Consider the following 25,425-nt stretch of genomic DNA (forward strand, 5'->3'; position numbering starts at 1 on the left):
AGCCCATCCTGACGGATGGGCTTTTTTGCGTCTGTGCGGGATGAAAACCGCCGGATGCGGCGTGCCGCCTTATCCGGCCTGCAGGGGCCGGGCTGAACGTATTTTGTAGGCCTGATAAGCGCAGCGCATCAGGCTCATCACAACACCACGGTTACCATCTTATCCATTGCGTAACAAAATCAGCAATTTGCTGTATGTCGTTGATATCTAACAATGGAACATCCACCGCCAGCGGAACATCACTGGCAACCGCGATAACATATTCGTCTATCGCCAATTCTTCAGGACTATGCCCGCAATCGTCACGAAAAAGCACGATCTTAGCGACAGGTTCATGCTTAAACCCTTCAACCAGCACTAGATCCAACGTCGCTGCATCCATCCGGCTTACCAGATACGCTAAATCCAGTTCGGGCTCTTCCGGTGTTTCTACCATTAATGCCCAACGTTGCTGGCTGGCGACCAGCGTTTGTGCTGCACCGGCTTTGCGCAGTTCATAGCTATCTTTACCGGGCTTGTCGACATCCATATTGTGATGAGTATGTTTAATCAATCCGGGACGTATACCTCTGGCACGTAGTTCCGGGATCAACTTTTTGAGCAGCGTGGTTTTTCCCGTCCCGCTCCATGCCGCAATGGCGAGTAATGGGATCATGATTTTTCCTGCCATTTTGCGAGCTCTTCGGGGGTGTTCACGTTTACGAACGCATCTTTATGATCGCTGAAATCGACAGCATGACCGCCAGCCAGACGCATAAAGACCATAACGCGTCGTTCACCGGACTGAAGATAATCCTGCAGCAAAGGCTGCATAGAGCGGTGCATCAGCGCAATGGTTGGGTGATCTCTTTCCCCATCATGCACCCAGACAACGGGTGCAGCTTTACGTTGCTCTTTTAGACGAGCGACCAGATCGTGAGGAATATAGGGCATATCGCACGGGCAAAACAGAAACCACTCCCCCGTTTGCTGCAGGAATACCGATAGCATCCCGGCCAGTGGGCCAGGGAAATCGGCCAAGGAATCGGGAATAACTTTCAGGCCGCTTTGCTGGTATATATCCCGGTGGCGATTGGCATTCACCACCACGGTTTCGACCTGCAAAGCGAGAATGTCGGCCACATGCCGCCAAAGAGGTTTACCGTCCAGTTCAAGCAGACCTTTATCGGTCCCACCCATCCGTCTGGCCTTACCGCCAGCCAGCACAACCCCTGTTATTGCACTATCCAGAATCACTGATATCGCCTCTTTTAATGTGGGATTGACCCTGCTAACGTATCTGTATTGAGCCTAAGGAGCACAACCATGAAATGTAAACGTCTGAATGAAGTTATTGAACTCCTCCAGCCTGCCTGGCAGAAGGAACCCGATCTTAACCTGATGCAATTTTTGCAGAAACTGGCGCAAGAGTCAGGTTTTGACGGCGAATTGGCGGATTTAACTGATGACATTCTGATCTATCACCTGAAAATGCGAGACTCAGCGAAGGATGCTGTCATCCCAGGTATTCAGAAAGATTATGAAGAAGATTTTAAAACCGCACTACTCCGCGCTCGTGGCGTAATTAAAGAGTAAAAGCTTGTAATCGCCGCCACCGAAAGCGCTGCGAAATGATATCCTGAATCATTCGTAGTATTTTCCGGATGATGGGATGAACGACAACGCTTTTAATTTCCAGACGCTACACCCGGATACCATCATGGATGCACTGTTTGAGCAGGGGATCCGGGTGGATTCCGGGCTTACCCCGCTTAACAGCTATGAAAACCGTGTCTATCAATTCCAGGACGAAGACCGTCGACGCTTTGTCGTTAAGTTTTATCGCCCTGAACGTTGGTCTGTCGATCAGATCCAGGAAGAGCACCAGTTTGCTCTGGAACTGGTAAGCGATGAAGTCCCGGTAGCTGCGCCGTTGGTACTGAACGGCCAAACGCTGTTAAGTCACCAGGGTTTCCATTATGCGATCTTCCCCAGCGTCGGTGGGCGCCAGTTTGAGGCCGACAACATCGATCAGATGGAGGCGGTCGGGCGCTATCTCGGGCGTATGCACCAGACCGGATCCAAGTGTACTTTTGCCTTCCGACCGACGATTGGCCTTGAAGAATACCTGACTGAACCGCGTAAAGTTTTTGAACACGCACAGCTTATCCCATCAGGGCAAAAAGCGGCTTTCCTGAAGGCAACGGATGCGCTTATCGCGGTGGTTACCGATCGCTGGCATACGCGTTTTACTACGTTACGCCTGCACGGTGATTGTCATGCCGGTAATATTCTGTGGCGCGATGGCCCGATGTTTGTCGATTTAGATGATGCCCGCAATGGTCCGGCTATTCAGGATTTATGGATGCTCCTCAATGGTGATAAAGCTGAACAACGCATGCAGCTAGAAACCATTATCGAGGCTTATGAAGAGTTTAGTGAGTTCGACATCTCTGAAATCGGACTGATAGAACCTTTACGCGCTATGCGTTTAGTTTATTATCTTGCCTGGCTGATTCGACGTTGGGCTGACCCTGCGTTCCCAAAAAACTTCCCGTGGTTAACCGGGGAAGATTACTGGCATCGTCAGACCGCGACCTTTATTGAGCAGGCAAAAATTCTGCAAGAGCCCCCCTTACAATTAACGCCAATGTATTAATCGGAGAAACTTGAACATGAAAAAAATATGGCTGGCGCTGGCTGGTATGGTCTTAGCTTTTAGCGCATCTGCAGCGCAGTTCCAGGATGGTAAACAATACATCACCCTGGAGAAGCCTGTTGCGGGTGAACCGCAAGTGTTGGAGTTCTTCTCCTTCTACTGCCCGCACTGCTATCAGTTTGAAGAAGTGCTTCATGTATCTGATAACGTGAAGAAAAAACTGCCGGAAGGCACCAAGATGACCAAATACCACGTCGAGTTTCTCGGGCCGTTGGGCAAAGATCTGACGCAGGCATGGGCGGTTGCAATGGCGCTGGGCGTTGAAGATCAGGTCACTGTTCCGCTGTTTGAAGGGGTTCAGAAAACCCAGACCGTTCAGTCTGTTGCTGATATCCGTAAAGTGTTTGTCGATGCGGGTATTAAAGGCGAAGACTATGATGCGGCATGGAACAGCTTCGTAGTGAAATCTCTCGTGGCACAGCAGGAAAAAGCAGCGGCTGATTTACAGCTGCAGGGCGTTCCGGCGATGTTCGTGAATGGCAAATATCAGGTCAACCCGCAGGGCATGGATACCAGCAGCATGGATATCTTTGTACAACAGTATGCGGATACCGTGAAATACCTGGTCGGTCAGAAGTAAAAGCAAAAGCCGGTCACTGACCGGCTTTTTTATTTGCAGCTTTAATCGCGTCGAGCTGCGCGTCTTTCTCACTCCACAGCGTATTCAACCACAGCTGAAAGCGGCGCTTGAATGCCTTATCGTTCACGTAATCACCGTGTAACTCTTCATGGATTGGCTCCAGATTCACCCGCACGACAATCCTCGTTAGCTTACCGCTCAGCATGTCGTAGAAAGGCCGACTGCTGTTTTCCGGATAGCATAACGTGACGTTCAACATTTTATCGAACTGTGACCCCAGTACGTTTAATGCCATCGCAATACCTGCCGCCTTGGGTGGGAGCAGGTTTTGATAGGGTGAGCGGGTTTGCTCACGTTTATCTTTGGTAAAGCGCGAACCTTCGACAAAATTCACAATGGTTGTCGGGTGTACGCGAAACTTCTCGCAGGAACGACGGGTTGTTTCGACATCTTTACCACGGCGTTCCGGATGGCGAAGCAGATAGCCACGTGAATAGCGTTTCATAAACGGCATATCCAGCGCCCAGCAAGCCAGGCCAATAAAGGGCACCCAGGCCAGCTGTTGCTTGAGGAAATATTTATTCATCGGGATGTGCTTACGGAACAGAACGCAAAGCACAACGATATCGGCCCAGCTGTAATGATTACAAATGAGCAGATACCAGTTTTTCTTGCTAAGACCTTCCAGTCCTTCAACATCCCACTTCAGCCGTGGATTAAGGTGCAGCAGTAGCGCCAGACCTTCACACCAGCAGTACATCATGAAATTACAGAAGACAGAAACCTTGCGCCAGACGACAGGAATGGGCAAAAGGAGTTTCACAACCCCGGCAAGGATGATCGGCACAGAACAAAAAATCGTGACCAATATGGTCAATACGATACTCAGCAACAGCGTTATCGCAGCGAGTATTCTCGTCATAATTAAATTATTCAAAAGGTTAGCCATAGACAGTGCGCGAAAGAGGCGCAAGGGGCTGATTTTATCAGAAAACGAACCAAATGATGGATCTTCCCTGAATAGAAAAAAGAGAATATCTATCCACATCAGGATATAAGCTGTAAAAATGGAATAAAATGCCGTGAGTTTATTTAACCAATTGAAATTGTTGTATAAATAAAATGGAGCATTAATTGCCTTGCTATATTTAAAGAGCTGAAAATTATTTATTCACAAAGTTATCCACAGCTGTCTTTGCGAGCAAAGCAGAAGATCTGCAAAAGTTTTTCGACAAATGCGGCGAAAAACTCATGTTTTCATCCTGTCTGTGGCATCCTTTACCCATAATCTGATAAACAGGCACGGACATTATGGTTCAGATCCCAGAAAACCCACTTATCCTTGTAGATGGCTCATCTTACCTGTATCGCGCATACCACGCGTTCCCACCGCTGACTAACAGCGCAGGAGAACCTACGGGCGCGATGTACGGTGTCCTCAACATGCTGCGTAGCTTGATTCTGCAATATCAACCAACCCATGCAGCGGTGGTATTCGACGCCAAGGGTAAAACCTTCCGTGATGAATTATTCGAACATTATAAGTCTCACCGCCCACCGATGCCGGACGATCTGCGTGCGCAGATTGAACCTCTGCATGCGATGGTAAAGGCGATGGGGTTGCCACTGTTGGCTGTTTCTGGCGTGGAGGCGGACGATGTTATCGGTACGCTGGCGCGGGAAGCAGAGAAGATCGGTCGCCCGGTGCTGATTAGCACCGGTGATAAAGATATGGCTCAGTTGGTGACGCCGAATATCACCCTAATCAACACCATGACCAATACGATCCTCGGCCCGGAGGAAGTGGTGAATAAGTACGGCGTCCCGCCGGAACTGATCATCGATTTCCTGGCGCTGATGGGGGATTCCTCAGATAACATTCCTGGCGTTCCAGGCGTAGGCGAAAAAACCGCTCAGGCACTGCTGCAGGGGCTGGGTGGGCTGGATACCCTCTATGCCGAATCAGACAAAATAGCGGGGCTGACCTTCCGTGGTGCGAAAACCATGGCGGGCAAACTTGAGCAGAACAAAGAGGTGGCGTACCTCTCTTATCAATTGGCTACCATCAAAACCGATGTTGAGCTGGAATTGACCTGTGAGCAGCTGGAAGTGCGTCAGCCCGCTGCAGAAGAACTGCTTGGCCTGTTTAAACAGTATGAATTTAAACGTTGGGTTACCGACGTTGAAGCGGGTAAATGGCTACAGGCGAAAGGGACGAAGCCGGCGGCAAAACCGCAAGAAACTATTGTCGTCGATGAAACGCCTGAGGAGCCGGCCACGGTTCTTTCGTATGAAAACTATGTGACGATTCTGGACGAAGCGACGCTGGAAGAGTGGATCGCTAAGCTGAAAAAAGCACCTGTCTTTGCCTTCGATACTGAAACTGACAGCCTGGACAACATTTCCGCGAATCTGGTTGGCCTGTCTTTTGCCATTGAACCGGGTGTGGCGGCGTATGTTCCTGTTGCCCACGATTACCTGGATGCCCCTGGCCAGATCGCGCGCGACCGTGCGCTGGAGCTGCTAAAGCCGCTGCTGGAAGATGAGAACGCGCACAAAGTCGGGCAAAATCTGAAGTACGATCGCGGCATACTGGCGAACTATGGCATCGAGCTGCGCGGCATCACCTTTGACACCATGCTCGAATCCTACATTCTTAACAGCGTCGCTGGACGACACGATATGGACAGCCTGTCGGACCGCTGGCTGAAACATAAAACCATCACCTTTGAAGAGATCGCCGGAAAAGGCAAAAACCAACTGACCTTTAACCAGATAGCACTGGAAGAGGCTGGCCGTTACGCTGCGGAAGACGCCGACGTTACGCTACAGCTGCATCTGAAAATGTGGCCAGAATTGCAGCAGCATAAAGGGCCGTTGAACGTCTTTGAAAATATCGATATGCCGCTGGTGCCGGTTTTGTCTCGCGTTGAGCGCAACGGTGTGAAAATCGATCCGGCTGTTCTGCACAAGCATTCAGAAGAGCTGACGCTGCGTTTGAATGAGCTGGAGCAAAAAGCGCACGAGATCGCCGGAGAAGCGTTTAACCTCTCTTCCACTAAGCAACTGCAAACTATCCTGTTTGAAAAGCAGGGTATTAAGCCGTTGAAGAAAACCCCTGGCGGCGCGCCATCAACGTCGGAAGAGGTACTGGAAGAGCTCGCGCTGGATTACCCATTGCCGAAAGTTATCCTGGAATATCGTGGTTTAGCAAAACTGAAGTCGACCTATACGGATAAGCTTCCGTTGATGATTAACAAGAAAACCGGGCGCGTGCACACCTCATACCATCAGGCGGTTACTGCCACCGGGCGCTTGTCTTCAACGGATCCAAACCTGCAAAACATCCCGGTACGTAATGATGAAGGTCGTCGTATTCGTCAGGCGTTCATTGCGCCAGAAGACTACCTGATTGTCTCTGCGGACTACTCACAGATTGAACTGCGTATCATGGCGCACCTTTCACGTGATAAAGGTCTGCTTACCGCGTTTGCCGAAGGGAAAGACATTCACCGCGCAACGGCGGCAGAAGTCTTTGGTTTACCTCTTGATTCCGTGACCAGCGAGCAACGCCGCAGCGCTAAAGCCATTAACTTCGGTTTGATCTACGGGATGAGCGCCTTTGGTTTGGCGCGCCAGTTGAATATTCCGCGCAAAGAAGCACAGAAGTACATGGATCTCTACTTTGAACGCTACCCTGGTGTGTTGGAATACATGGAACGCACCCGCGCGCAGGCGAAAGAGCAAGGCTATGTAGAAACGCTGGAAGGTCGCCGTCTCTATTTACCGGATATTAAATCCAGTAATGGTGCTCGTCGCGCTGGTGCTGAACGTGCGGCCATTAACGCCCCGATGCAGGGAACTGCTGCAGACATTATCAAACGAGCCATGATTGCCGTGGATGGATGGCTGCAAACCGAGCAACCGCGCGTGCGCATGATCATGCAGGTACACGATGAACTGGTGTTTGAAGTGCACAAAGATGATCTGGAAAGCGTCTCCAAAAAGATCCACCAACTGATGGAAAACGAGACTCAGATTGACGTGCCGTTGCTGGTGGAAGTCGGGAGTGGTGAAAACTGGGATCAGGCGCACTAAGGGTTTACTTAATAACGCTCCTTTTTCGTAACTAAGCAACATAAGAGAGAGCTTTTTGTGATGTCCATTAGAATTCCCTATGTAAGGAATGAAAAAAAATTACAAAAAGTGCTTTCTGAGCTGCTCAAAAAAGAGTAAAGTTATTCTCGTAGGGTACAGAGGTAAGATGTTCTATCTTTCAGACCTTTTACTTCACGTAATCGGATTTGGCTGAATATTTTAGCCGCCCCAGTCAGTAATGACTGGGGCGTTTTTTATTGTGCGAAAGAAAAGTTTTGCACATGCTGTAGGCCGGATAAGACGCGCAGCGGCGTCATCCGGCATATCGGTGGGTTATTCCCCTTCCTGCACCTCTTCAACCGGTGCCAGTTCACTAAACCAGCTATCCAGTTTTTGCCGCAGTTTGTCCACACCCAGTTTTTTCAGCGATGAAAATGCTTCTACCTGCACATCACCGTTAAATGCCAGTACGGCTTCACGTACCATATTCAGCTGCGCTTTGCGTGCACCGCTGGCCAGCTTATCTGCTTTAGTCAGCAGTACCAACACCTGAACTTTGCTCTCAACTGCCCACAGGATCATCTGTTGATCGAGATCTTTTAACGGGTGACGAATATCCATCAGTACCACCAGACCTTGCAGGCTCTGACGTTTTTCCAGATATTCAGCCAGCGCGCGCTGCCATTTACGCTTCATTTCTTCTGGAACTTCGGCATAACCGTATCCTGGCAAATCGACCAGGCGTTTGCCGTCAACGACTTCAAACAGGTTGATGAGCTGAGTACGACCCGGCGTTTTAGATGTACGCGCCAGACCTTTTTGATTCGTCAGGGTATTTAGCGCACTGGATTTGCCTGCGTTGGAACGGCCAGCAAAAGCCACTTCGATACCGGTATCGGAAGGTAAGTGGCGAATATCAGGCGCACTCATCACAAAGTGCGTCTGTTGATAATTCAAGTTAGTCAAAGCAGTCCTCTCCATCAATCAGGGCTTTGCAGCGATTATACCTGAACCCCAGCAAAAGGCTGGTTTTTCGACGAGTGGGCTGTGTAAGTAAAAACCTCGCGCTTTGTGAGACATTGCCGACAGTTTCTATACGAGATGACAGAGTAAAAAATGACAGAACTAAAATAAATCATATGGTTACATTTGGGCGCTATTCTTAAAATCAGAAATTGTTACCCAGGTTACTTGTACGTTTAAACCAAAACGGTAAAGTAGCGTCCATAGCGAGGAAGCTGAAAGGATAGACGACTCAGGATGAGGGTCAGGAGCGCCAGGAGGCGAAGACACAGGATTGTCAGGAAGACAAACGTCCGGAGACGTTAGTAAAAGGAAATGGAAACAACACGGAATGTTAGAGGCTAAGGGAAAAACAGGGTGTGTTGATAGCCAACAGGGATTGTAGAGCCCGTAAGGGTTGAGAGTCAGGAAAAAAGGCGACAGATTACTCTGTCGCCTTTTTTCTTTATTTCTGCTAGATTCCGGCGCAATTATATACTGAATAAAAACAGCCAAAGACGAATCATGATGAAACCAACTTCTACACCACGCGGTAAAGGTCCTGCAAAAGCGCGTCGTAAAACACGCGAAGAAATTAACCAGGAAGCTCGCGACCGTAAGCGCCAGAAAAAACACCGTGGTCATGCGGCAGGTAGCCGTGCGTCCGGTAGTGAAGGCGCATCTGGTGGCGGAAACCAAAATAAGCAAAAAGATCCTCGTATTGGCAGCAAAACCCCCATTCCATTGGGCGTGACCGAAAAAGTCACCAAACAGCACAAACCGAAGAGTGAGAAACCTATGCTTTCACCACAGGCTGAGTTGGATTTACTGGAAACGGATGAGCGCCTGGATGCGCTGCTGGAGCGTCTTGAAGCAGGAGAAACCCTGAGCGCGGAAGATCAGTCTTGGGTTGATGCCAAGCTGGACCGCATAGATGAGCTGATGCAAAAGCTGGGTCTTTCTTACGATGACGAGGAAGAAGAGGAAGAAGAAGAAAAGCAGGAAGACATGATGCGCCTGCTGAAAGGCGGCAACTAACGGTTTTACACCGTGGGTCTTCCCGTCCTGCTTATAACCCTTCCGGTTATATGTTATCTGGTGTGGTTATTCGTTAAACTACAGCGGTTGTCGCGGCGACAGAAGTGGCTGCGCAACCGACTTATCACCCGTACTGGGGTTAAGTCGGTACGCCGTACCCGCCAGAGACGCCATCGGAAGGAGTGAGCATGTCAGAGCAGTTAATAGACTGGGACCTGGCCCTGATCCAGAAATATAACTATTCCGGGCCACGATATACCTCGTACCCGACCGCGCTGGAGTTTTCTGAAGACTACGGCACTGAGGCATTTCTAAAGGCCGTGGCGCGTTATCCTGAGCGTCCTCTCTCGCTGTACGTTCACATCCCATTCTGCCACAAGCTGTGTTATTTCTGCGGCTGTAACAAGGTCGTGACTCGCCAGCAGCATAAAGCCGACCAATACCTCGATGTCTTAGAACAAGAAATTATTCATCGCGCACCGCTGTTCGCCGGACGCCATGTCAGTCAGCTGCACTGGGGCGGCGGCACGCCAACGTACCTGAATAAAGCGCAAATCAGCCGTTTGATGTCGCTGCTGCGTAGCAACTTTAACTTTAACGACGACGCCGAAATTTCGATCGAAGTGGATCCGCGAGAAATTGAGCTGGATGTGCTCGATCATTTACGCGCTGAAGGTTTTAACCGCCTGAGCATGGGGGTGCAGGACTTCAATAAAGAAGTTCAGCGCCTGGTGAACCGTGAGCAGGATGAGGAATTCATCTTTGCACTGCTGAATCATGCGCGTGAGATTGGCTTTACCTCGACGAATATCGATCTGATTTATGGTTTGCCAAAACAGACGCCGGAAAGTTTCGCCTTCACCCTGAAACGCGTTGCTGAGCTGAATCCAGACCGACTGAGTGTCTTTAACTACGCGCACCTGCCGACGCTGTTTGCCGCTCAGCGCAAAATTAAAGATGCCGACCTGCCCAGCGCGCAGCAGAAGCTGGATATCCTGCAGGAAACCATCTCTTCACTGACCGAAACTGGCTATCAGTTCATTGGCATGGATCACTTTGCCCGTCCGGATGACGAACTGGCCATTGCTCAACGCAAGGGTGTGCTGCATCGTAATTTCCAGGGTTATACCACCCAGGGTGATACCGATCTGCTGGGAATGGGCGTGTCAGCCATCAGTATGATTGGTGACAACTACGCGCAGAACCAGAAAGAGCTGAAGCGCTATTATCAGCAGGTAGACGAGCAGGGGGACGCGCTGTGGCGCGGAATCGCCCTGACCCGCGACGACTGCATTCGTCGGGATGTTATTAAGCTCCTGATCTGCAACTTCCGCCTCGACTATGCCGCTGTGGAACAGCAATGGGATCTGAACTTCGCTGACTATTTTGCCGAAGACCTGAAACTGCTGGCACCGCTGGCGAAGGATGGGCTGGTGGATGTCGATGAGAAGGGGATTCAGGTCACGCCGAAGGGCCGTCTGCTGATCCGTAATATTTGCATGTGCTTCGATGCGTATCTGCGCCAGAAAGCGCGGATGCAGCAATTCTCGCGGGTGATTTAACGCTTTTCCGGGTGGCGCTTCGCTTACTGTGCCTACGAAAATCTCAATACGTAGGTCGGGTAAGCGAAGCGCCACCCGGCGAACCCGCTAGCTGAACAGTCCAACCAGCGCTGCGCACAATACTGCGGCGACCGCAGTTTGTGGCGTATGGCTTTCGACCGCACCGCTCGACAGCAGATTAATGATTGATTCCAGCATGATGACTTCCCCCCGTTAGTCGGGCACGATCATACTTAACTCATCGGAACAGTAAAGCGCAAAATAGCAGCTATTTGCGCTCAATTATTAATCTTTACACAGTGACGATATATCACTCCATTCCGAGTTCTTTTAGCTTACGCGTCAAGGTATTACGACCCCAACCGAGCAAGCGTGCCGCTTCCTGTTTATGCCCCTGGGTATGACGTAGCGCGGTAGTCAACAGCGTGCGCTCCATCTCTGGTTGGGCCTCAGAAAGCAAGTTTTGATGACCGGAGCGTAATGCCCGATCCGCCCACTGTGCCAATAGCGTTGCCCAACTATCCGGCTGCATATGGGACGGTGCGTCTGGCACAGAGGTTTCAAACAGCTCGGTTGGTAAGTCCTGAATCAGGACTTCCTGCCCGGCGGCCATTACGGTTAACCAGCGGCAGGTGTTCTCAAGCTGACGCACGTTACCTGGCCAGGCCAGACGGGTGAGCGCAGCCTCAGTTTCCGGGTGTAATTGTTTGGCTTCCACCCCCAGTTCGCGGGCGGCCTCCTGCAGGAAATGTCGTGCCAGGCGGGGGATATCTTCCCGACGTTCGCGCAGTGGTGGCAGATGTACCCGGATGACGTTCAAGCGATGGAATAAGTCCTCACGAAATTTGCCTTCCTGCACGCGTAGTTCAAGATTCTGGTGCGTGGCGGCGATAATGCGTACATCTACCTTTACGGGCGCGTAACCGCCAACGCGGTAAAACTGTCCGTCGGCTAATACGCGCAATAAACGCGTTTGCACGTCCAGCGGCATATCGCCAATTTCATCGAGGAACAGCGTACCGCCGTCTGCCTGTTCAAAGCGCCCCTGACGAATGGTATTCGCCCCGGTAAACGCGCCTTTCTCGTGGCCAAACAGCTCAGATTCGATCAAATCTTTCGGGATTGCCGCCATGTTCAGCGCGATAAACGGCGCTTTGACGCGCGGGCTATGACGGTGCAACGCATGGGCGACCAGCTCTTTACCGGTTCCTGACTCCCCATTAATCAATACGCTGATTGAAGACCGGGACAGGCGACCAATAATGCGAAAAACGTCCTGCATTGCTGGCGCTTCGCCGATGATGTCGGTTGTAGGGCCGTTAATCTGAACATTGCGCGGCTGCTGCTGTTCCTGATAGTGACTGATGGCGCGCTCGACCAGCGCCACCGCTTCATCAATATCAAAAGGTTTGGGCAGATAATCAAACGCTCCTTGCTGATAGGCGCTGACGGCAGCATCCAGATCGGAGTGCGCGGTCATTATGATGACCGGAAGCATTGGATGCCGCTGTTTAATCTGTTTTAACAGCGTCAGGCCGTCCATACCCGGCATGCGGATATCTGACAACAGCACGTCCGGCGTTTTGCTGGCCAGCGCGTCCAGTACCTCTTTACCACTTTCAAATGTGGTACAGCTTAGCCCTGCCCCTGCGAGCGCACGTTCAAGCACCCAACGGATGGAACTATCGTCATCAACGACCCAGACTATTCCTCGTTGCATAAACGTCACCTTATTTCCTGATAGGCAGGTAAACCGAGAACTCGGTATGACCCGGCCAACTGGTAAATTCAATTTTGCCGGAATGTTGATCAATCAAATTACGGGCGATAGATAATCCAAGGCCGGTACCGCCTTCGCGACCGCTAACCATTGGGTAGAACAGCGTATCCTGCAAATGCGAGGGGATACCTGGACCGTTATCCTCTACATCAATTCGTGCCGCCAGACGGTAACGCATGCCGTGTAGCGTGAGCTGAAACGCGGTGCGGGTGCGCAGAATGATCTCGCCGCCTTCCGGTCCCAGCGCCTGCAAAGCATTGCGTACGATGTTCAGCAAAACCTGCTCGATCTGGTCCGGGTCGTGCAGTAATTCGGGCAGACTTGGGTCGTAATCCCGGATTAGCGTGACGTTTTCCGGCAGCTCCATCGAGACCAGCGCCACCACGCGTTCCGCCACTTTGTGAATACTTTCCGTGATGTGCATGCCGGGCTGTTGTGGCCCCAGCAGACGGTCGACCAGATTACGCAGGCGGTCCGCCTGTTCAATAATGACTTTGGTATATTCGGTCAGCGCCGGGTCCGGAAGCGCTTTACTGAGAAGTTGCGCCGCACCGCGTAATCCGCCCAGCGGGTTTTTAATTTCATGTGCCAGACCACGCACCAGATCGCGAGCGGCAATCTGCTGGGCGTGCTGGAGCTGTTCCTGACTCAGACGGCGCTGGTTATCCATAGGGGCCATCTCCAGCAAGATAAGGCCATCAGGCAGCCTCTGAGCGGTCACAGAGAGGATATGTGAGTGGCTGTCTATCACCAGCGTCACTTCGTTATCCGTAAAGCCCTGGCCTGCTTCCAGGCTCTCTCGCATCAGTCCGATGTTTAAGGAGAAATAACTCAACAGATCGGGAAGCGGTGTACCAAACAGTTTGCGGGAGCTTTGGGCGAGCAACTGCTGTGCCGCCGGGTTGGCGTAATGTACAGCCAGCTCATCGTCGACGAGTAAGATGCTGTTGATTAAAGAATTGAGGATCTGCCCAGCATCGGGCAGCGTGCCGGTTGCCATTCAGCAGTCTCCTGAAAAGTGTTGCACCAATTTAGTGCATTATAGCTTTTTACATCAAAAAAGCGCGAAAAAGCAGGTTGTTAGTGGAGAAAAAAGCCCATCCGGGGATGGGCTACAGATGACTGGCAAACATAGATGCCGGATGGCGGCTTTGCCTTATCCGGCCTACAAGGTAATGTTACCCTCCAGGCCTGATAAGTTTGCGCCATCAGGCGTCCTATCATTCACCATCGATCTCAAGCCTGCCTGAGCAGGCTAAAAGTTCCACGGCAACTCAAACGATTAAACGCTGTAGTACAGCTCAAACTCTACCGGGTGCGGAGTCATACGCACGCGGTCATCTTCTTCGCGACGCAGCGCAATGTACGCATCGATCGCTTCATTGGTGAACACGCCGCCTGCGGTCAGGAACTCGCGGTCCAGATCCAGTTCTTTCAGTGCTTCTTCCAGAGAACCAGCAACCTGTGGGATCTCTTTCGCTTCTTCCGGCGGCAGGTCGTACAGGTTTTTGTCCATTGCTTCGCCCGGGTGGATCTTGTTCTTAATACCGTCAAGACCAGCCATCAGCAGCGCTGCGAAGCACAGGTATGGGTTAGCAGCCGGGTCCGGGAAACGCACTTCGATACGACGCGCTTTCGGAGAAGCAACTACCGGGATACGGATAGACGCAGAACGGTTACGGGCAGAGTAAGCCAACATTACCGGTGCTTCGTAACCCGGGACCAGACGCTTGTAGGAGTTGGTGGTCGGGTTAGCCAGGGCGTTGATCGCTTTAGCGTGCTTGATTACGCCACCGATGTAGTACAGCGCCTGCTCAGACAGACCCGCATATTTGTCACCGGAGAACAGGTTTACGCCGTTCTTGGACAGGGACATGTGGCAGTGCATGCCGGAACCGTTATCGCCAAACATTGGTTTTGGCATAAAGGTCGCGGTTTTACCGAAACGGTGAGCGACGTTGTGAACGACATATTTGTAGATCTGAATTTCGTCCGCTTTTTTGGTCATGGTGTTAAAGCGGGTCGCGATTTCGTTCTGACCAGCAGTCGCCACTTCGTGGTGATGCGCTTCAACAACCAGGCCCATTTCTTCCATGATCAGACACATGGTAGAACGGATATCCTGAGAAGAATCTACCGGAGGAACCGGGAAGTAACCGCCTTTCACGCCTGGACGGTGACCTTTGTTACCACCTTCGTATTTGGTGGAAGAGTTCCATGCGCCTTCGATGTCATCGATAGCCACGTGGGAACCGGAAATAGTTGCGCCGAAACGGATGTCGTCAAACAGGAAGAATTCTGGCTCTGGCCCGAACAGAACGGTGTCTGCGATGCCGGTAGAACGCAGATACTCTTCAGCACGTTTAGCGATGGAGCGCGGGTCACGGTCGTAGCCCTGCAGCGTACCTGGTTCCAGGATATCGCAACGGATGATCAGGGTAGACTCTTCAAAGAACGGGTCGATGAGAGCAGTAGACGCATCTGGCATCAGAACCATGTCTGATTCGTTAATGCCTTTCCAGCCACCGATTGAGGAGCCGTCAAACATTTTGCCTTCTTCAAAGAATTCGGCATTTACCTGATGAGCAGGAATAGTGACGTGCTGTTCTTTACCTTTGGTATCAGTGAAGCGTAAATCAACAAACTTCACTTCGTGTTCGTTCAGCATCGTCAAAACGTGTTCAGCGGACATACTTACTCTCCCGGATTGGTCATTGTCGTCGTGGTAACGAAGTCTTCAATTCTGCAAAAATTGGCCGTGTCGCCATAAAAAATATAAAGCGAAATCTGTGCCAACTTTTAAATTGCCCCTAAAAGGCGTTATCATGCGCACCATCGTGCAAAGGGGCTGCACCATGAAGGTTGTATTGCACCATTATAGTGCTTTAATGTGAACATTAAGCACCATATTGGTGCAAAGCATGTCAGATTACCCCTTTTAACGCTCCGTGAATGTGATCACAAAGAAACTCTGCAATACTTGTTTGCGGAGGATGTTTGTGATCCTGTTTTGTACTGCGATTAATCCGTGTACAATAACGCGCTATTTCTAAAATGCCTGAGGCAAAGTTGTGATCGAAAATTTGCGTAACATCGCCATCATCGCGCACGTAGACCATGGTAAAACGACCCTGGTAGACAAGCTGCTCCAACAATCCGGTACGTTCGATGCACGTGCTGAAACCCAAGAGCGCGTGATGGACTCCAACGATTTGGAGAAAGAGCGTGGGATTACCATCCTCGCTAAAAACACCGCTATCAAATGGAATGACTACCGTATCAACATCGTTGATACCCCGGGGCACGCCGACTTCGGTGGTGAAGTTGAACGTGTAATGTCCATGGTCGACTCTGTGCTGCTGGTGGTGGATGCAATGGACGGTCCGATGCCGCAGACGCGCTTCGTGACCAAAAAAGCCTTTGCCCATGGCCTGAAGCCAATTGTTGTTATCAACAAAGTTGACCGTCCTGGCGCGCGTCCTGACTGGGTTGTTGATCAGGTATTTGACCTGTTCGTTAACCTCGACGCTACCGACGAGCAGCTGGACTTCCCGATCGTTTACGCTTCTGCGCTGAACGGTATCGCGGGTCTGGATCACGAAGACATGGCTGAAGACATGACTCCGCTGTATCAGACTATCGTTGATCGTGTACCGGCTCCGAGCGTAGATCTTGATGGCCCGCTGCAGATGCAAATCTCTCAGCTGGACTACAACAACTACGTTGGCGTAATCGGTATCGGCCGCATCAAACGCGGTAAAGTTAAACCGAACCAGCAGATCACTATCATTGATAGCGAAGGCAAAACCCGTAACGGTAAAGTCGGTAAAGTTCTGACCCATCTGGGTCTGGAACGTATCGAGAGTGATATTGCTGAAGCAGGCGATATCATCGCGATCACCGGTCTGGGCGAACTGAACATCTCCGACACCATCTGCGACCCGCAGAATGTTGAAGCGCTGCCAGCTCTGTCCGTTGATGAACCGACCGTTACCATGTTCTTCTGCGTAAACACCTCTCCGTTCTGCGGTAAAGAAGGTAAATATGTTACCTCTCGTCAGATCCTTGACCGCCTGAACAAAGAGCTGGTGCACAACGTTGCGCTGCGCGTTGAAGAAACCGAAGATGCGGATGCGTTCCGTGTATCCGGTCGTGGTGAGCTGCACCTGTCTGTTCTGATCGAAAACATGCGTCGTGAAGGTTTCGAAATGGCGGTTTCCCGTCCGAAAGTAATCTTCCGCGAAATCGACGGCCGTAAACAAGAGCCGTTCGAAAACGTAACGCTGGACGTTGAAGAGCAGCACCAGGGTTCTGTGATGCAGGCTCTGGGTGAGCGTAAAGGCGACCTGAAAAACATGAATCCAGATGGCAAAGGCCGCGTACGTCTTGACTACGTGATCCCAAGCCGTGGTCTGATCGGCTTCCGTTCAGAATTCATGACCATGACTTCCGGTACCGGTCTGCTGTACTCCACCTTCAGCCACTACGACGACGTTCGTGCGGGTGATGTGGGTCAGCGTCAGAACGGCGTACTGATCTCCAACGGCCAGGGTAAAGCAGTTGCGTTCGCACTGTTCAGCCTGCAGGACCGCGGTAAGCTGTTCCTGGGTCACGGTGCTGAAGTTTACGAAGGCCAGATCATCGGTATTCACAGCCGTTCTAACGACCTGACTGTAAACTGCCTGACCGGTAAGAAACTGACCAACATGCGTGCGTCTGGTACTGACGAAGCAACGGTTCTGGTTCCGCCGGTTAAGATGACTCTGGAGCAGGCTCTGGAATTCATCGATGACGACGAACTGGTAGAAGTAACACCAACCTCTATCCGTATCCGTAAGCGTCACCTGACTGAAAACGATCGTCGCCGTGCAATGCGTGGCGCGAAAGAAGAGTAATTAACACTCTTTTTCAGGTAAGCACAAAAAAGCCGCTGATTATCAGCGGCTTTTTTTATCTAAAAGATCAGGTCGTTTCCTGCTCTGCAATGACTAGCTCAATATTTTCTAAATCAAGCAATTGCTTGAATGAATTTGGTGGCTGGGAATCGGTAAAAAATGCCCGAATTTTACGCATATTACCGATGGATACAGCGGCTGAGGCGGTAAACTTAGTATGATCAGCAACTAACAGCGTATTACGTGCATGCTTAATCATCGTTTTGGCGACAAGCGCTTCGTTAACGTCAAATTCCAATAGTGTGCCGTCTTCCTCGATGGCACCAATACTGGTAATCAAATAGTCGGCTCTAAATCCTTCAATAAAGTTCACTGCTCCTGGGCCAACAATACCGCCATTATGAGCACGTAACGTTCCACCGGGCACCATAACCTCAAGATCTTGATTCTTATATAAGATCTGCGCAACACGAAGACTGTTAGTAATGATGCGAAGATCCCGACGGTTCAGCAAAGCTCGTGCGACGGCTTCCACCGTTGTACCAATGGTAATAAATACCGTACAGCGTTCAGGAAGATAATCAGCAACCGCTTCCGCTATCGCTTCTTTTTCCTGGGTAAGGGACAACTCTCGCTGTTCAAAGGCGGTATTCATGACGCTGGATACACGTCCGGCTCCACCATGATGTCTGGTGATCAAGCCCTGTTCGCTTAACTTACGAATATCCCGGCGCACGGTTTGCGTGGACACGTCCAGCAATTGTGCGAGCTCTTCGATATTCATATAGCCGCGTTCTGTAATGTAATGAACAAGTTGATCGTGTCGCGGATTACCGGTGACTTCAATGATGCTCATGAATACTCCTGGACTTCTTCCCCGTAATTGTTGGCTATTTTACGCATAAAGTGACAAAAATGATTCGGTTTGCGCACGATTAGGAATTCCGGCTCGTCCGCCCGCCTGAGTGCATTTCATCGCCGCCACCGCACTTGCGAAGCGAATCGCCTGGTCAGTCGGCATTTGCTCTGCAAGAGCTGCTGCCATTGCACCATGGAAAACATCGCCTGCACCGGTTGTATCCACAACATTGACAGAAAATGCAGTCTGTTGACACATATGACCATTTTCGATCCATAGTGACCCTTCGCCGCCAAGCGTAACGTACACTTTACCATTGGTTTGCTCAGCGGCCAGTTTAAGTGCCTGTTGTGCATCATCTTGCCCGGTCATTCTCTTCAGACCTGGAGTTGAAAAAACGGCATGATCGGCAAGCGCCACCAATGGGGTTATATCTTGTGGTGTCATATCGGCATCCAACAGCGTTGGAACTCCGGCGGCACGTGCCAGTTCGAAGGATTTCAACGTCCCTTCATGCCAACGTACATCGGCCAGAACGATGTCATAACGGGAAAAATCAATCGACTCCAGCCACCTTGCATCCGTATCGAGATCCGGGCTTGGATAGTTCACGATAATGCGTTCGCCATGCTGGTCGACCAAAATTGCGGACTGGGATGAACGGGAGTTCGGGTATTGCCGGCAGAACGCCGTATTGACCCCCCAGCTCTGAAGCTCGTTAAGCAAGGTATTCCCACAACTGTCATCGCCTACACGGCCTATAAAATCAACGTCAATACCAAGCCGGGCAATGGCGACAGCTGCTGTTGCCGCCGGGCCGCCACCTGTCTCCAGATATTGATTTGACTGATATTTTCCCCCGCCATCGGGCAGGTTGTTCAGAGAATAAATACGGTCCTGAACGGTGATTCCAACACATGCAATTCTGGTCATATTTGGTTAGTCCTGTGTGATCTTGTCTTCTTTTGTTCATTTTAATGACATAAATGATCAAATTAGTGACGCGTGTCTTGTTTTTAGTCATAAATTACAAATATGCTCAAAAACAGACGAAAACGAGTTTTTAATTGTAATTATTTTGTCAACCTGACACAGGAGAGCATTCATGACAACCGTTGCATTTTTGGGCTTGGGCCAGATGGGCAGCCCAATGGCTAATAATCTGTTGCAAAAGGGACATGCTTTGCGTGTGTTCGACGTAAACCAACAGGCAGTCAATGAATTAGTACAAAAAGGTGCGACTGCTGCTCAAACACCCGCTGAAGCCGCTAAAGGTGCCGAATTCATAATCACTATGCTGCCAAATGGCGACATCGTTCGGCAAGTTCTGCTGGGTAAAGATGGCGTCAGCGAAGGCCTGTCCCCCAATGCCCTGGTTATTGACATGTCCACGATTCATCCATTGCAGACCGATGAGTTGATTCATGAGATGAAAGAGAAAGGCATCAGCATGATGGATGCTCCTGTGGGCAGGACGTCAGTTAACGCGATTGACGGCACGCTGCTGATTCTTGCTGGCGGAACGCCTGAACAGGTTGAACGTGCTCGCCCTGTGCTGATGTGTATGGGGAATGAGCTGGTGGAAGCTTGCGGTCCCGGTATGGGGATCCGCGTAAAGCTCATCAATAACTATATGAGTATTGCGCTGAACGCCTTGTCAGCGGAAGCCGCTGTTCTTTGCGAGTCATTGGGTTTGAGCCTTGATGTGGCCATTAAGGTCATGAGCGGTACTGCCGCAGGCAAGGGGCACTTTACGACAACCTGGCCTGGCAAGGTACTTAAAGGAGACCTTTCTCCGGCATTCATGGTGGACCTCGCGTTGAAAGACCTGCGTATTGCCGTTGATGTCGCTAGTCAGACCGGTGCGCCGCTCAATATGGGCATTGCAGCAGAAACCTATTACACCCGTGCCAGCGAGAACGGTCGAGGCCGTCAGGACTGGAGTGCGCTGTTATCTCAGGTTCGTCAGCAGGCTGGCCGACCAGATTCACTCTAAATTTTAAACAGTTACAGGAGTTATTATGTCTTCCCACAATACCCCATACACGCTGAAAGATATTTCTCGCCCTGGCGGTGGATTTGCCATGCTGGCCGTTGATCAGCGTGAAGCAATGCGTCTGATGTTTGCAGCGTCTGGACATCCTAAACCTGTTGCCGACAGCGTATTGACTGATTTTAAAGTTGCAGCAACACAAATTCTGTCTCCCTACGCTTCAGCGGTTCTGGCAGATAAACAATTTTGTCTCGATCAGATTGTTTCTCAAGGTGCAGTCGCTGATTCATGTGGACTGATTGTGGCGGCTGACCATTTTGTTCCGGGTAATGGTATTCCGGTTGATAGTGTCGAAATTGACAGAGCAATTGATCCGCATAAAGCCCGCGAAATGGGTGCGAAAGCCATGAAGTTGTTAGTGCTGTGGCGTGAAGATGAACCCGCAGAAGAACGTTTGGCTATGGTGGCTGAGTTTGTTCAACGCTGTCGTAGCGCAGGGCTGGTCAGCATCATTGAGCCGGTCGTTCGTCCTCCTCGTCGTGGCTGGGAATTTGACCGGGAAAGCGCCATCGTTGCCGCAGCGGCTGAACTCGGCTGCACCGATGCTGACCTCTATAAAGCTGAAATGCCATTAGGCGGCAAAGGTGATGAACAGACCCTACTTGCTGCGTGTCAAAAGTTGCATGAACAAATGAAAATGCCGTGGGTCATTCTCTCTTCTGGTGTTGATGCGGACATTTTTGGCCGCGCGGTCCGTATCGCCATGAAGGGTGGAGCTTCCGGATTCCTGGCAGGGCGTGCCGTTTGGGCATCGGTTGTTGGTGCTCAAGATCCGCAAACAATGTTGCGTGATGTGTCGGTTCCACGCTTACAACGCCTGGCAGAAATCGTCGATGAAGGGATTTCTCAGCGTTAATCACCCATTTTAACGAATCTGGAGAAGAACCATGGATAAGATTACCCAAGTTCTATTTTCTGATATTGGGAAGGTGACCACCCAATATGTTGAGCTGCCGCACCAGGAACTTAAACCGCAAGAAGTCCGCATTGCTCCGGTGTTTTACGGAATATGTGGCTCTGATCTGCATGTACTGAAAGGAGGACACCCATTTGCAAAACCTCCGGTTGTGCCTGGACATGAAATTGCGGCACGCGTAACTGAAGTGGGCAGTGAAGTAACGAATGTTAAGCCGGGCGATCATGTCGTAGTCGACCCAATTATGGCCTGCATGGAGTGTCGTGCTTGTAAAGCGGGTCGCTTTAATCTGTGTGAGCCGCCACAGGTTGCTGGCTTCCGGGCGCCGGGTTTTGCCCGCTCGCAGCACATTGTACCTGCACGAAACTGCCATGTTGCACCTGCTTCGTTACCACTAAAAGCACTGGCTTTCGCTGAGCCCGCAGCCTGCGCGCGTCATTGCGTGAGCCGTATGCCGAAAGCGTCATTGGAAAGTGTATTAGTGATTGGTGCAGGGACAATTGGTTTATCCATCGTTCAAGCATTGCGCATCATGGGTGCGGGAAAGATCACCGTCATCGAGCCTGATGCCGCCAAGCGCGCGTTGTCGTTAAAACTAGGTGCCACGGAAGTCTGGGCTCCGGGGGAATTGGATGCACAGGTCCGTTTTACGGGGGCAATTGATGTTGTTGCCGCCCAGGCCACGCTGAATGATGCATTTACCCATGTTTATGCTGGCGGAACGGTAGTGTGCATGGGGGTACCGAGTGGCCCACGTGAAATTCCTCTTCCGATGATGCAGCGCTTCGAACGCGATTTGTTGAATTCCGGCATGTACATCCCGGAAGACTTCGATGCCGTGATTGAATGGCTTGCGGATGGGCGGTTTGACACCAGCGAACTGGTGACCGATCTCTTCCCTGTCGAAGATGCGGATAAGGCGTTTGAACGTGCGCAGCAAAATGACTCTATAAAAGTCATGCTGCAATTTGCTGAGGTTTGATGCTGTAACCCTCTGTCTGGCGCTGCTTAAGGGTAGCGCCATCCTACAACAATGAAAAAGGATGCTGCGATGAGTCACATCACCAGTCCTACACCTTACTCGATCGGTCGTCCCCAGGACGTGATTGATATTGTTAATAAACATTCAGCAGTAAACACCAGTGTCGGCGTCATTTTTATCGCTCTTGGTGGCATTCTAATTGATGCCTATCAGGCGGCGATGGTGGGTTTTGGTAATAAATATATCGCATTGCAATTTGGTATTTCACCGGGGCTGGCGGCGACGGTTAACGCCTCTGTTTTAGTCGCCGCCCTGATTGGTGGATTACTGGCGAACCGTGTGATTAACCGCTTTGGTCAAAAGCGTGCATTTATCATCGGAATGGGCCTGTGCACAATAGGTGCCGCAGCTGTCGCGATAGCCCCGAACATCTGGTGGGTGCTGGTGTGTCGCGTAATCATGGGATTTGGCTTGGGTATTGATTTCCCGCTGGCAACAAATGCGGTGGCAGAACTACGCGGCTCAACATCTAAGAAAACCGGTTCGTCAGTTAATCTCTGGCAAATGGCCTGGTATGTATCAACTACGGTTGTCTATCTTGTGCTGCTTCCACTGTTGTTGTCGGGTATCGCGGAAGAGCAATTATGGCGCTATGGTATTTTCATTGGTGCTATTTTTGCCGTCATTATCATGATTCTGCGTTATTTCTTCATCGGTGAGTCTGCAATGTGGGCCGCACGAGTCGGACGTTATGATAAAGCCTGCGATATTCTGGCTAAACGCTATGGTGTTCATGCTCGCGTTGCTGCCAAACCAAAAAACGATGATTTTTCTGCTGAAAAAACAGAAAGTAAGTTTCATGGCGGCTATGGGATTTTATTTAACTCACGTTATCGCAAACGTACTATTCTCGGCTGCGTTGTGGCGACGATGCAAGCCTGGCAATATAACGCCGTGGGTGTTTATTTACCGCTGACTTTGGCGGGAATCCTAAGTGGCGGATTAACCGGGGCTCTTAGCGGTTCTGCGGTAGTGAATGCCCTGTGTGGCATTACAGGTGGATTGATTGGTTCTCTTATCCTCCAGCGTTTGGGAACTCGCCTTCAGTCGATGTATGGTTTCGCCGTCGTAACGGTTGCATTACTGGCTTTAGGTGCATTAGCAACCACCAACCCATGGCTTTCTTTAGGTTTGTTGGGCGCAATCATTTTCTTCCATTCAGCGGGCCCGGGCGGCCTGGGAATGACCATTGCCACACTTTCTTATCCGCCATCTATTCGCCCGACAGGCGTAGGATTTGCTCGTGCAATTATGCGTACTGGGGCGATTGCCGGACTTATTTTCTGGCCTATGTTGTGGGGTGCATTAAAGACAGAAGCGTTCTATTGGCTGGCAATTGTTCCTTTTCTCGGCTTCCTGACATGCGTGTTGATTAAGTGGGAACCACTTGGTGCAAACGTTGACGCTGAAGACGCTGAGGTACTGGCTGAGTTGGATAAATAACAAGCAAGCGCGTCGCAACATGTCGACGCGCTTTTTCGTATAAATCCGCCGCTTTTTTAGTGATTTTATTGCGCAGATTTCTCGCCGACCCGGAGAGGAAAATTATGGCTGAAATAGAACATGTACCAGGGAAAGAGCTATCCGGCAAAGCCATGAGACGCGTTGTCATGGGCAGTTTCGCTGGCGCGTTGATGGAATGGTACGATTTTTTTATTTTCGGAACGGCGGCAGGGCTAGTCTTTGCTCCCCTGTTTTTCCCTGATAGCGATCCTTTTATTGGTTTAATCGCCGCATTCGCCACCTTTGGTGTGGGTTTTCTGTCACGTCCGCTTGGAGGCATTGTTTTTGGCCACTTTGGCGATAAAGTCGGTCGCAAAATAACGTTGATTTGGACGTTAGCGATAGTTGGTTCCTCAACGTTTTTAATCGGTTTCATTCCAACATACCAGGATATTGGTATCTGGGCCCCGATTATATTGATGGTTCTGCGCCTGGTTCAGGGGTTCGGTCTGGGTGGGGAATATGGCGGGGCTGCATTGATGACTATTGAATCTGCGCCTGAGGCGAAGCGCGGGTTTTTAGGTTCGCTCCCACAAACGGCAGCCTCAGTTGGGATAATGCTGGCGACAGGGGTGTTTGCATTATGCAATCACTTCCTGACTCAGGAAGAGTTTCTGGCCTGGGGATGGCGTATCCCTTTTTGGCTATCTGCCATCATGTTAATTGTTGGGATGTTCATACGGTTACATACTGAAGAAACACTGGATTTTAAAAAACAAAAAACGGCTGTCTCACAGGAACAATCAGCACCACCGTTGATTGAACTTTTCCGTAAGCATCCACGGAATATTCTGTTAGCGCTAGGGGCCAGGCTGGCGGAGAGCGTTTCGTCGAACATCATTAATGCCTTTGGTATTGTCTATATTTCCAGCCAGTTGGCATTATCAAGGGATATTCCACTCAACGGCATGCTAATCGCCTCAGCCATTGGCATTGTGTGTTGTCCATTAATTGGTTGGATCTCTGACCGCGTTGGGCAACGGAAGATGTATTTATTTGGCGCTGGTTTTTGCATCCTTTTTGCATTCCCATTCTTCCTGCTGCTGGATACGAAAAGCACACTTATCATCTGGTGCTGCATGATCCTTGGCTATAACCTGGGGCCAACGATGATGTTTGCAGTACAACCCACCTTATTTACTCGTATGTTCGGAACACGAGTGCGCTATACGGGTCTTTCCTTTGCCTATCAGTTCTCAGCAATTCTGGGTGGGTTAAGCCCGCTCATTGCCTCCAGTTTGTTGGCGCTGGGAGGCGGGAAACCGTGGTATGTAGCACTGTTTCTGTTTGTTATCTCAATACTTTCATTCAGTTGCGTCTGGCTTATCGAGCCACATTCAGACAATAAAAATGACGCTAATAACATTTAACTTCTTACCGAAATATCAGAGAGCAATAA

General features: G+C 50.6%; 23 protein-coding genes and 1 pseudogene. 14 read left to right on the forward strand and 10 right to left on the reverse strand.

Going from position 1 to position 25,425, the window contains the following annotated elements; translation table 11 throughout:
• Positions 1 to 151: 151 nt before the first annotated feature.
• Both mobB and mobA read right to left on the reverse strand, forming a co-directional pair.
• Positions 152 to 670, reverse strand: a complete 519-nt coding sequence (gene mobB / locus OGY04_RS01075) for a molybdopterin-guanine dinucleotide biosynthesis protein MobB (RefSeq protein ID WP_286584624.1) — start codon at positions 668 to 670, stop codon at positions 152 to 154.
• Entirely contained in the window at positions 652 to 1,236 is a 585-nt protein-coding gene (gene mobA, locus OGY04_RS01080; protein ID WP_003028614.1) for a molybdenum cofactor guanylyltransferase MobA, read from the reverse strand. Before mobA ends, mobB begins: the two co-directional genes overlap by 19 nt.
• A gap of 69 nt (positions 1,237 to 1,305) precedes the next feature.
• On the opposite strand from mobA, the gene OGY04_RS01085 reads away from it, so the two are divergent.
• The 3 genes from OGY04_RS01085 to dsbA all read left to right on the forward strand — a co-directional run bounded on the left by OGY04_RS01085 (position 1,306) and on the right by dsbA (position 3,278).
• The gene (locus OGY04_RS01085) at positions 1,306 to 1,575 is read left to right on the forward strand and encodes a YihD family protein (protein WP_003028616.1); all 270 of its coding nucleotides are present in this window, start codon (positions 1,306 to 1,308) and stop codon (positions 1,573 to 1,575) included.
• Between the two features lie 76 nt (positions 1,576 to 1,651).
• Entirely contained in the window at positions 1,652 to 2,638 is a 987-nt protein-coding gene (locus tag OGY04_RS01090; protein WP_111466290.1) for a serine/threonine protein kinase, read from the forward strand.
• A gap of 16 nt (positions 2,639 to 2,654) precedes the next feature.
• Entirely contained in the window at positions 2,655 to 3,278 is a 624-nt protein-coding gene (gene dsbA, locus OGY04_RS01095; protein ID WP_003028621.1) for a thiol:disulfide interchange protein DsbA, read from the forward strand.
• 13 nt (positions 3,279 to 3,291) lie between these two features.
• On the opposite strand, the gene yihG is transcribed toward dsbA, so the two are convergent.
• A complete protein-coding gene (gene yihG, locus OGY04_RS01100) occupies positions 3,292 to 4,227 on the reverse strand; it encodes a 1-acylglycerol-3-phosphate O-acyltransferase, YihG family (RefSeq protein WP_063941720.1) in 936 nt (311 codons plus the stop codon).
• A 362-nt stretch (positions 4,228 to 4,589) separates the two neighbouring features.
• On the opposite strand from yihG, the gene polA reads away from it, so the two are divergent.
• Both polA and spfP read left to right on the forward strand, forming a co-directional pair.
• Entirely contained in the window at positions 4,590 to 7,376 is a 2,787-nt protein-coding gene (polA, locus tag OGY04_RS01105; RefSeq protein WP_286584627.1) for a DNA polymerase I, read from the forward strand.
• Positions 7,377 to 7,542: 166 nt separating this feature from the next.
• Positions 7,543 to 7,590: a small protein SpfP gene (gene spfP, locus OGY04_RS23160; RefSeq protein ID WP_071892919.1), complete on the forward strand. Its 48-nt coding sequence runs from the start codon at positions 7,543 to 7,545 to the stop codon at positions 7,588 to 7,590.
• Between the two features lie 119 nt (positions 7,591 to 7,709).
• Here the strand turns inward: spfP and yihA are convergent, their stop codons facing one another.
• Positions 7,710 to 8,342: a ribosome biogenesis GTP-binding protein YihA/YsxC gene (gene yihA, locus OGY04_RS01110; RefSeq protein WP_286584630.1), complete on the reverse strand. Its 633-nt coding sequence runs from the start codon at positions 8,340 to 8,342 to the stop codon at positions 7,710 to 7,712.
• Positions 8,343 to 8,551: 209 nt separating this feature from the next.
• Between yihA and OGY04_RS01115 the strand changes: the two are divergent.
• The 3 genes and pseudogenes from OGY04_RS01115 (at position 8,552) to hemN (ending at position 10,978) form a co-directional block, all read left to right on the forward strand.
• Positions 8,552 to 8,737: pseudogene (locus OGY04_RS01115) on the forward strand (hypothetical protein).
• 169 nt (positions 8,738 to 8,906) lie between these two features.
• On the forward strand, positions 8,907 to 9,416 hold the full coding sequence (yihI, locus tag OGY04_RS01120; RefSeq protein WP_003028627.1) for a Der GTPase-activating protein YihI: 510 nt from the start codon (positions 8,907 to 8,909) through the stop codon (positions 9,414 to 9,416).
• A 188-nt stretch (positions 9,417 to 9,604) separates the two neighbouring features.
• Complete coding sequence (hemN, locus tag OGY04_RS01125) at positions 9,605 to 10,978, forward strand: oxygen-independent coproporphyrinogen III oxidase (protein WP_137376986.1); 1,374 nt, start codon at positions 9,605 to 9,607, stop codon at positions 10,976 to 10,978.
• A gap of 87 nt (positions 10,979 to 11,065) precedes the next feature.
• Here hemN and OGY04_RS01130 read toward each other — a convergent pair whose 3' ends face one another.
• From OGY04_RS01130 to glnA, 4 genes are all read right to left on the reverse strand, one after another.
• Positions 11,066 to 11,176: a YshB family small membrane protein gene (locus tag OGY04_RS01130; RefSeq protein WP_020996121.1), complete on the reverse strand. Its 111-nt coding sequence runs from the start codon at positions 11,174 to 11,176 to the stop codon at positions 11,066 to 11,068.
• A 112-nt stretch (positions 11,177 to 11,288) separates the two neighbouring features.
• On the reverse strand, positions 11,289 to 12,698 hold the full coding sequence (gene glnG, locus OGY04_RS01135) for a nitrogen regulation protein NR(I) (RefSeq protein ID WP_003825317.1): 1,410 nt from the start codon (positions 12,696 to 12,698) through the stop codon (positions 11,289 to 11,291).
• Positions 12,699 to 12,708: 10 nt separating this feature from the next.
• Entirely contained in the window at positions 12,709 to 13,758 is a 1,050-nt protein-coding gene (gene glnL / locus OGY04_RS01140; protein WP_008786986.1) for a nitrogen regulation protein NR(II), read from the reverse strand.
• 282 nt (positions 13,759 to 14,040) lie between these two features.
• Positions 14,041 to 15,450 (reverse strand): glutamate--ammonia ligase, encoded by a 1,410-nt coding sequence (gene glnA / locus OGY04_RS01145; RefSeq protein WP_008786987.1) that lies wholly within the window; start codon positions 15,448 to 15,450, stop codon positions 14,041 to 14,043.
• A 379-nt stretch (positions 15,451 to 15,829) separates the two neighbouring features.
• On the opposite strand from glnA, the gene typA reads away from it, so the two are divergent.
• Positions 15,830 to 17,653: a ribosome-dependent GTPase TypA gene (gene typA, locus OGY04_RS01150; RefSeq protein ID WP_008786988.1), complete on the forward strand. Its 1,824-nt coding sequence runs from the start codon at positions 15,830 to 15,832 to the stop codon at positions 17,651 to 17,653.
• Positions 17,654 to 17,720: 67 nt separating this feature from the next.
• Here the strand turns inward: typA and OGY04_RS01155 are convergent, their stop codons facing one another.
• Both OGY04_RS01155 and OGY04_RS01160 read right to left on the reverse strand, forming a co-directional pair.
• Positions 17,721 to 18,509, reverse strand: a complete 789-nt coding sequence (locus OGY04_RS01155) for a DeoR/GlpR family DNA-binding transcription regulator (protein ID WP_008786989.1) — start codon at positions 18,507 to 18,509, stop codon at positions 17,721 to 17,723.
• 39 nt (positions 18,510 to 18,548) lie between these two features.
• On the reverse strand, positions 18,549 to 19,445 hold the full coding sequence (locus OGY04_RS01160; RefSeq protein ID WP_008786990.1) for a sugar kinase: 897 nt from the start codon (positions 19,443 to 19,445) through the stop codon (positions 18,549 to 18,551).
• A 172-nt stretch (positions 19,446 to 19,617) separates the two neighbouring features.
• On the opposite strand from OGY04_RS01160, the gene yihU reads away from it, so the two are divergent.
• The 5 genes from yihU (at position 19,618) to OGY04_RS01185 (ending at position 25,396) form a co-directional block, all read left to right on the forward strand.
• On the forward strand, positions 19,618 to 20,508 hold the full coding sequence (gene yihU / locus OGY04_RS01165; RefSeq protein WP_286584634.1) for a sulfolactaldehyde 3-reductase: 891 nt from the start codon (positions 19,618 to 19,620) through the stop codon (positions 20,506 to 20,508).
• A 25-nt stretch (positions 20,509 to 20,533) separates the two neighbouring features.
• The gene (locus OGY04_RS01170) at positions 20,534 to 21,421 is read left to right on the forward strand and encodes an aldolase (RefSeq protein ID WP_008786992.1); all 888 of its coding nucleotides are present in this window, start codon (positions 20,534 to 20,536) and stop codon (positions 21,419 to 21,421) included.
• 31 nt (positions 21,422 to 21,452) lie between these two features.
• The gene (locus tag OGY04_RS01175; protein ID WP_008786993.1) at positions 21,453 to 22,463 is read left to right on the forward strand and encodes a zinc-dependent alcohol dehydrogenase; all 1,011 of its coding nucleotides are present in this window, start codon (positions 21,453 to 21,455) and stop codon (positions 22,461 to 22,463) included.
• Between the two features lie 69 nt (positions 22,464 to 22,532).
• Positions 22,533 to 23,966, forward strand: coding sequence for an MFS transporter (locus OGY04_RS01180; RefSeq protein ID WP_008786994.1), 1,434 nt, complete (start codon positions 22,533 to 22,535; stop codon positions 23,964 to 23,966).
• 104 nt (positions 23,967 to 24,070) lie between these two features.
• The gene (locus OGY04_RS01185) at positions 24,071 to 25,396 is read left to right on the forward strand and encodes an MFS transporter (RefSeq protein ID WP_020996120.1); all 1,326 of its coding nucleotides are present in this window, start codon (positions 24,071 to 24,073) and stop codon (positions 25,394 to 25,396) included.
• Positions 25,397 to 25,425: the final 29 nt, after the last annotated feature.

Source organism: Citrobacter sp. Cpo091 (genome assembly GCF_030332645.1).
GTDB lineage: Bacteria > Pseudomonadota > Gammaproteobacteria > Enterobacterales > Enterobacteriaceae > Citrobacter > Citrobacter portucalensis.